The 7,952-nt window shown below is 58.6% G+C and carries 5 protein-coding genes and 1 riboswitch; of the genes, 3 read left to right on the top strand and 2 right to left on the bottom strand.

Going from position 1 to position 7,952, the window contains the following annotated elements:
• Positions 1-90, top strand: a riboswitch (SAM riboswitch). This riboswitch is flagged as partial in the annotation.
• Between the two features lie 113 nt (positions 91-203).
• Both RQ593_RS05640 and RQ593_RS05635 read left to right on the top strand, forming a co-directional pair.
• A complete protein-coding gene (locus RQ593_RS05640) occupies positions 204-1,631 on the top strand; it encodes an LLM class flavin-dependent oxidoreductase (protein ID WP_311450050.1) in 1,428 nt (475 codons plus the stop codon).
• A gap of 168 nt (positions 1,632-1,799) precedes the next feature.
• Positions 1,800-2,243 carry a YchJ family metal-binding protein gene (locus RQ593_RS05635; RefSeq protein ID WP_311450049.1) on the top strand — a complete coding sequence of 148 codons (444 nt, stop codon included), beginning with the start codon at positions 1,800-1,802 and terminating at the stop codon, positions 2,241-2,243.
• 123 nt (positions 2,244-2,366) lie between these two features.
• On the opposite strand, the gene RQ593_RS05630 is transcribed toward RQ593_RS05635, so the two are convergent.
• Together RQ593_RS05630 and RQ593_RS05625 are read right to left on the bottom strand one after the other, a co-directional pair.
• The gene (locus RQ593_RS05630) at positions 2,367-3,815 is read right to left on the bottom strand and encodes an NCS2 family permease (RefSeq protein ID WP_311450048.1); all 1,449 of its coding nucleotides are present in this window, start codon (positions 3,813-3,815) and stop codon (positions 2,367-2,369) included.
• A gap of 350 nt (positions 3,816-4,165) precedes the next feature.
• On the bottom strand, positions 4,166-5,632 hold the full coding sequence (locus RQ593_RS05625; RefSeq protein ID WP_311450047.1) for an NCS2 family permease: 1,467 nt from the start codon (positions 5,630-5,632) through the stop codon (positions 4,166-4,168).
• A 346-nt stretch (positions 5,633-5,978) separates the two neighbouring features.
• Here RQ593_RS05625 and RQ593_RS05620 point away from each other — a divergent pair, with 346 nt between their 5' ends.
• On the top strand, positions 5,979-7,949 hold the full coding sequence (locus RQ593_RS05620) for a hypothetical protein (protein ID WP_311450046.1): 1,971 nt from the start codon (positions 5,979-5,981) through the stop codon (positions 7,947-7,949).
• Positions 7,950-7,952: the final 3 nt, after the last annotated feature.

The raw sequence follows: 7,952 nt of genomic DNA, 5'->3' as shown, positions 1-7,952 counted from the left end.
AAGCTCTGGCTAGCCGGGCGGCAACCCTCTCCCGTAGCGGGGTGCCCCAGATGATGATCTGGCCTCAACGGAATGAGGCAAGTACGGCGCGAACGCGCCACCTGCACGAAGGCCACCACCGAACGCAGAAGGCATCAGGAGGCGGCGCGCGGGGTGCAGGGTCCAAACCCGATCGTCCCCGATCATTCGCGAAAGGAAAATCGATGGCTGAGCAGAAGAAGCGCATCGTAGTTAACGCATTCGAGATGACCTGCATCGGTCACCAGAGCTTCGACCTCTGGCGTCACCCGCGCTCCCGCGCAACCGAGTACAACACCATCAAGTACTGGACTGACCTGGCTAAGACCCTTGAGCGCGGCCTGTTCGATGCCGTGTTCATCGCTGACGTGGTCGGCGTCTACGACGTGTACAAGAACTCTGCCGCTCCCGCTATCGAGGGTGCCGCTCAGGTTCCCGTGAATGACCCCGCAACCCAGATTTCTGCAATGGCTGCAGTGACCGAGCACCTCGGCTTCGGCGTGACTGCTGCCGCTACTTTCGAGCAGCCCTACACCCTGGCTCGCCGCTACGCCTCCCTCGACCACCTGACCGAGGGCCGCGTCGGCTTCAACGTTGTGACTTCTTACCTGCCGTCGGCTGCTGAAAACCAGGGTCTGCCCACCCAGATCCCGCACGACGAGCGCTACGACATCGCTGACGAGTTCCTGGACGTCTGCTACAAGCTGTGGGAAGGCTCCTGGGAAGACGGCGCAGTCATCAAGGACCGCGAGCGCGGCATCTACGCTGACCCCTCCAAGGTCCACCCGATTGGCCACAAGGGCAAGTACTTCTCCGTGCCCGGCATCTCCCTGACCGAGCCGAGCCCGCAGCGCACCCCCGTGATTTTCCAGGCTGGCGCATCCAGCCGCGGCCAGAAGTTCTCCGGTAAGCACGCTGAGGCTGTGTTCATCAGCGCCCTGCGTCCCGACCTGACCCGCGTTGTGACCGACCGTATTCGCGCCGCTGCCGAGGAGCAGGGCCGTAGCCGCGACGACGTGAAGATCCTGGCAATGCTCTCGGTCATCGTGGATGAGACCGAGGAGAAGGCAAAGGCAAAGTACGAGGAGTACAAGAAGTACATCAACCTCGACTCTGCACAGGCTATCATCGGCGGCTGGTCCGGTGTTGACCTGTCCCAGTTCGACGAGGACGAGGTCCTGAACTACGTGCAGACCGAGTCGATTCAGTCCTTCCTGACCCCCTTCACCCTGCAGGCGAAGGACAAGAAGTGGACCCGCAAGGCCATTGCTGAGCACACCACCCTCGGCGGCATGGGCGATGTCATTGTTGGTGACCCGGTTCAGGTTGCTGACGAGCTGGAGCGCTGGATTGACGAGGGCGGCCTGGACGGCATCAACCTGGCGTACCACGTCACCCCGGGTTCCTTCGAGGACTTCATCGAGTACGTTGTTCCCGAGCTGCAGAAGCGCGGCCGCTACCGCACCGAGTACGAGGGCAACACCCTGCGTGAGAACATCTTCGGTAAGGGTCACACCAAGGTTGCTGACTCCCACCCGGCTGCTAAGTACCGCGGCGCATACGTGGGTAAGCCTTCGGCTGCTGACACCCCGGCTCGCGCAATCGCTGAATAAGCGTTGCCGCTGAAGCGTAACCGTGTAGGTTCGCTCAAACTTAACGATTGAAAACAAGAACGCCCGTTCTGCTGGGGGATGTGTATCCCCGGCGGAGCGGGCGTTTCTTTGCGCTGTGCTTTTTGATGCGGGCTTTCTTGATGTGGCGCGTTCTTTATACTGGTTGGCATGACTGAACTGAACCAGGTTGAACTTAACCATGATGACCGCTGCCCCTGCTCGAGCGGCGAGGTGTACGGCGCCTGCTGCGGCAGGTTCCTGGGCGAGTTTGCCGCCTCCGGTACGCTGACTGCTCCCGCGCCGGAGCAACTGATGCGCTCGCGTTTTACTGCGTTTGCGACTGGGGATGCGGCGTACCTGTTGGCGAGCTGGCATCCGAGTACTCGTCCGGCCGCTTTGGAGTTGGAGGATGATATCCGCTGGTATCGCCTGGATATTCTGGCTTCTTCGGGTGGTCCGTTTGATGCGTCCGGTACGGTGGAGTTCGTTGCGTATTACCGTTCGGTGCCGGGCGTTCCTGCGGAGGAGCGGGTGAAGGGCAGCATGCATGAGCTGTCGCGCTTTGAGAAGGTGGGCGGTGCCTGGTTCTACGTGGATGGTGACGTCCGCTAACGCCCCTTATACACATGCATAGTGCGGGCATAAAAGAAATGGCAGAATCATTCCGAAACCGGAACGATTCTGCCATTCTTTGTTGACGCCTCTCAACGAGGCAAACTATCGGGGCTAGCGGACTTAGCTAGTCCAGCCGTTAATGATGCCCATACCGAAGTAAATCACGAATACCGCGGAGACCAAGTACATTAGCCAGTGCACGTCCTTGCCGCGGCCCTGCACCAGGCGAATGAAAGTGTATGCCACGAAGCCGGCACCAATACCGTTCGCAATCGAGTACGACAGCGGCATGAAAATAATGGTCAAGAACGCCGGAATACCCAGACCCCAGTCGGTCCAGTCAATATTCACAGCCTGGCGAATCATCAGGAAGCCGACCACAACCAGCGCCGGAGCAACCGCCTCGAAAGGAACGATGGTGACCAGCGGCGAGATGAAAATCGCCAGCAGGAACAGCACGCCGGTCACAATGTTCGCAAAACCGGTGCGTGCACCCGCGCCAATACCGGTAGCGGACTCCACGAAAATCTGGTTCGCCGAACCGGACGCGCCACCACCAACAACGGAACCGAAAGCGTCCACGAGCAGGACCTTGTCGATGTCCTCAACCTTGCCGTCCTTCATGGTGCCAGCCTCGGCGGCAAGACCGACCGAAACGCCCATCGCGTCGAAGAACACCGACAGCAGAATGGTGAACACCAGCAGCGAAGCAGCCAGCGGGCCAATGTGGGTGAACGCGCCGAACAGGTCAGCCGAACCGATGAGGGAGAAGTTCGGGGTGGTGAACTTCATGTCATCCAAGGAGGGCACGTTCAGGGACCAGCCGGTTGCCGCCTTCGTCACGGAACCGGAGGGGACGATCGCCTCCAGAATCAGGGACAGCGCGGTGGAGGCGAGCACGCCCCACAGGATCGCGCCCTTCACGTTACGGATGAACAGGGCGATGGTGAAGAACAGGCCGAAGAGGAAGACGAGGGTCGGCCAGCCGAGCAGGTGACCGCCAGCGCCGAGGGTCACCGGAACGGTGGAGCCGGCAGCGTCGGGTATGCGGCGGATAATGCCGGAGTCGACCAGACCGATAAAGGAAATGAAGAAGCCGATACCGACCACAATCGCGGTCTTGAGCGACTCGGGGACCGCCTCAAACACCGCGGTGCGGAAGCCGGTGAGCACCAGAACGGTCATGATCAGACCGGCAAGAACGACCAGACCCATGATGTCTGCCCAGGTCAGGTTCGGGGTGGTGGCAATGGTGGAGGCGAGCAGCGCATTCACGCCCAGGCCAGCCGCCATGGCGAAGGGCTGCTTGGCGATAACGCCCATGAGGATGGTCATCACGCCGGCAACCAGTGCGGTCACAGCCGCGACGGGTGCGATACCGAGGGTGCGTTCGGATGCGTCCTTGCCGAGGCCGATGATGAGGGGGTTCAGCACCACGATGTAGCTCATGGCGAAGAAGGCGGCGAGGCCGCCGCGGAATTCTGCGGCGATGGAGGAGCCGCGTTCGGAAATCTTGAAGTAGCGGTCGAGCGCACCGGTGGGTGCTGCCGCCTTCTGGGGTTCAGACATGTGAGGATCCGTTGATGTTGTTCGGTGTGTACTGTTGCGCCGCCGGTTTCGCGGGTAAAGCTCGCGGGTGAAGCCCGGGGTGAATTTCACGGGCCAGGCTCACGGGGTAGATCCCGGGTCGGGCGCCACAATGGTTCAACCATTGTAGGCGCCGCCGCGTAGCTTGTGCCGTTAAAACGCGTTGTGTGCGGTGGTCCAGTCGGTGATGTGGTGTTTCCCCGCTCCTATAGTCAGATCGGCTGCAGGGGAAAGAATAGCGCAGGGCGGGGTACCGGCACACCAAAGGTGCCGATACCCCGCCCAGCTGGTGCCTGCGCCTCCACGTGTGGAGGGTGAGGCACCCGATGTATTTAGTGCATCCAGCCGGTAATCAGGCCGTTAGCGAAGAAGATGAGGAACACTGCGGAAACCACGTACATGAGCCAGTGCACGTCCTTGCCGCGGCCCTGCACCAGGCGGATGAAGACGTAGGACAGGAAGCCTGCGCCGATACCGTCCGCGATGGAGTAGGACAGGGGCATGAAGATGATGGTCATGAACGCGGGGATACCCAGACCCCAGTCGTTCCAGTCGATGTTCACTGCCTGGCGGATCATCAGGAAGCCAACGAACACCATTGCGGGTGCAACAGCTTCGAAGGGAACGATGGTGACCAGCGGGGACAGGAAGATTGCGACGAGGAACAGTGCGCCGGTGACGACGTTCGCGAAGCCGGTGCGTGCACCCGCGCCGATACCGGTTGCGGACTCCACAAAAATCTGGCTGGAGGAGGAGGAAGTGCCACCGCCGACTACGGAGCCGAGGGCGTCCACGAGCAGGACCTTGTCGACGTTCTCGATCTGGCCGTCCTTGATGGTGCCTGCTTCGGTTGCGAGACCGACGGAGGTGCCCATTGCGTCGAAGAACGCGGAGATGAGGATGGTGAAGATCAGCAGAACTGCAGCCATGCCGCCGAGGGTGCCGAAGGCACCGAACAGGTCAGCGGAGCCGAACAGGGAGAAGTCGGGCAGCTTGCTGGTGTTGGAGTCCCAGACGGGGACGTTCAGGGACCAGCCGGTGGGGGACTGAAGCGAGCTGCCGGAGGGCACGATCTTCTCCAGGATGATGGAGAGGGCGGTGGAGGCGAGCACGCCGTAGAGGATTGCACCCTTCACGTTGCGGATGAACAGCGCAATGGTGAGGAACAGACCGAAGAGGAAGACGAAGGTGGGCCAGCCGAGCAGGTGGCCGCTCACGCCGAAGGAGACGGGCACGGTGGTGCCGGCTGCGTCGGGCATACGGCGGATGATACCTGCGTTGACGAGGCCGATGAAGGCGATGAAGAAGCCGATACCGACGACGATTGCGACCTTGAGCGATTCGGGGACCGCGTTGAACACTGCGGTGCGGAAGCCGGTCAGCACGAGGATGGTCATCAGCACACCAGCCCATACAACCAGGCCCATGATGGCGGGCCAGGTCAGTCCGGGGGTGGAGGCGATGGTGGTTGCCAGCAGTGCGTTCACGCCGAGGCCTGCCGCCATGGCGAAGGGCTGCTTGGCGATAACACCCATGAGGATGGTCATGACGCCTGCGACCAGTGCGGTCATTGCTGCGACCTGCGGTACACCGAGGGCGTTGCCGGATGCGTCCTTGCCGAGGCCGATGATGAGGGGGTTCAGCACGACGATGTAGCTCATCGCGAAGAAGGTGGCGAGGCCGCCGCGGAATTCGGCGGCGATGGTGGAGCCTCGCTCAGTGATTTTGAAGTAACGGTCCAGTGCGCCCTTGGCTTCTGCCTTGGGGGTCTGGGGAGCCGCGGTGTTCTCAGAAGACATTCGTGAAAATCCGTAGATACTCATAGTCGGGGCGGGCACCGGGGTTCCGAGCCCGCATAAAAAAGTGCCACTTCCCGGTGTGTTGGGGAGGTGACACTGTTGTACCGAAATATTCTACGGTTAAAGTTTCTCTAAGCGTTAATCCAGGAAACTCCCAGCTTTCGTTCAGAAAGCCTGAAAAGGCACTGTAGAAACTATAAAATCCGCTGACTAGCAAAAAAATATATGTTTTGAATCTAAATAATTCGAAAATCTATACCATTTAGGTTGTGAAGGTGGTAGTCTTCTAGCACCAGGCCTGCGGTGGTGAAGTTTAGACCCACCCGCTACAGACGGGGATTCAACGATGAAAAATGCTCTGAGAGTGTGCGCAGTATTGTGTACGGTTCTGACCTTTCTGCTGGGTAGCGCCCTCATCTCTGTCCTGGAGACGCAGGCTCCTCTGGGTACCAATGCGCAGGCACAGCTTTCTCTGCGTGCTTCGCAACAGTCTAAGTCTGAGCTGATTCAGAACTTTGATACTCTGGTGGATCGCTACGCTGCCGATGGTGCCCAGCTACTCAAGGTGGTCGCCGACCCCGAAGATTTCTGGCACGGAAAATCCGTCTACGTGTTTGGGGCGAATTCACTGAGCTCTGACGGTGAAACTATTGATTGGTTCGACCCGGATAAGCACGGGAAAAAATATCCGTCACGAGCACTTGGGGATTCTTCGCTTGACGGCCAATACGCGCTAGCGGGTAGCCAAGAATTTGTGCGTGCTTTTGAAAACCTTGCCCGTGAACAAGGCATGGATGTTAAAGTTACCTCCGTTAACCCGGTGCGTGTTGTCTACGGGGCAGTTACTTCTTCGGGCTCTCTGACGAGCCTTATCTGCCTCGCTGTGCTCTTCTGTACCGCAATCATGGGGTGGTTGTCGGTCCGTTCGCGAACTCAGAATATTCTGCTTCTGAACGGATACTCCCCGCAGCGCCTGCAGCTAAGGGATGCACAAGATCTCCTGCTCCTGGCGCTACCTCCTGCAGCGGTAACAGCATTGTGCATGGGATGCGTAGAGGGGTTCGTGTACGGTGTGGCGCATCTTCCTCAACTGTTGGGGGTTACAGCGCTGATTTTTGCCGTGTTTACCGTTCTCATGCTGGTTGCTCTACTGCTGATCAACCTCATGACTTGGCCGAGTATTACTGCTGTGGGACGTAGGGAACCGGCGTATCGACGTTTTACAGTTCCGAGTGCAATCGCTAAGTATGCTGTGGTGGTTTTAGTGGCGTGCACTATTCCGGGTCTGGTCTCAAGCGCTCAAGTGAGTTTGGGTAGGAGCGATTCGGCGGCTGGCTGGTCTCTTCTTTCTGACCAGTACACCTTACGGGTGAATGTGCCTGAAGCGACGATACGGGATGAACAGGCGCTCGCCTCCTACGACCAGGCCACAGTGCGTGCTTTAGGTTCTCTTGAATCACGGAACGGTGTCCTCCTGTCCTATGCGTTGGAAAACGTTAAGGGTTTGGAGGGTAGCGGATACGATGGTGCTCTTATGGTGAACCGCGCCTATGTGGACCTTCTTCAGCAACGTCTTGGCTTGTCGTTCAAGAACGTTGAGGATAGCAACTTCCCTGGATCTCAGTCTTTGCGTGCAGAGTATTCTTTCCACCAGAAAGACCGGGAGGATCGCGGATTTACTCTGCTCACTGTGGAGGATAAAACCAACTCGTCGGGGGTAAAGGTGCCTGCTTTGAGCTCTCAGGATTCACGGCTTCTGAACTATAAAAAGCCTGTTCTTGTGGTAACCGAATCGGCGACGCAGAATCTACAACCTTCCTTTATTTCTGCGGCCTTGACTACCGGTAACGTCATGGTCTCTCAGCCTGCGTCTGTACGGGCTGCCTACAACGCTGAGGAAATTGGGCAGACCCTACTTTCTGTGGACCGCGCGGGAGAAGAACACCTCTATATCGCGCAGCTCGAACGTAACCGGTATGTTGCGTATCTTGTGGGCCTAGCAATTCTCTGCGCGGCACTCGTTATTGGTACAGCAATTAATACGTACATTACCCTTGCGGCTCGTGCTCGTAATGATTTTGTTTTACGTACTGCTGGTCTGCCTCTTAGAACAATTTTTAGTGGGTACCTTCTGAAAGAAACCTGCATTGTGTGCCTTTGCTCTGCTGCGGCGTTGGTACTTCTTCTGGTGCAGGGAGCAGAGTACGCTTTTTCAGCGTTGGCGGCACCGCTGTTGTACGGCACTATTCTGGCAATGGTGCTGAGACTGAGTTTTAGCCGTATCTTCACCGCGACGGTTCACCGTCGTCACGTATAGGAG

Source organism: uncultured Rothia sp., from assembly GCF_963507905.1.
Lineage (GTDB): Bacteria > Actinomycetota > Actinomycetes > Actinomycetales > Micrococcaceae > Rothia.
This window is presented reverse-complemented; position numbering and strand designations above follow the sequence as displayed.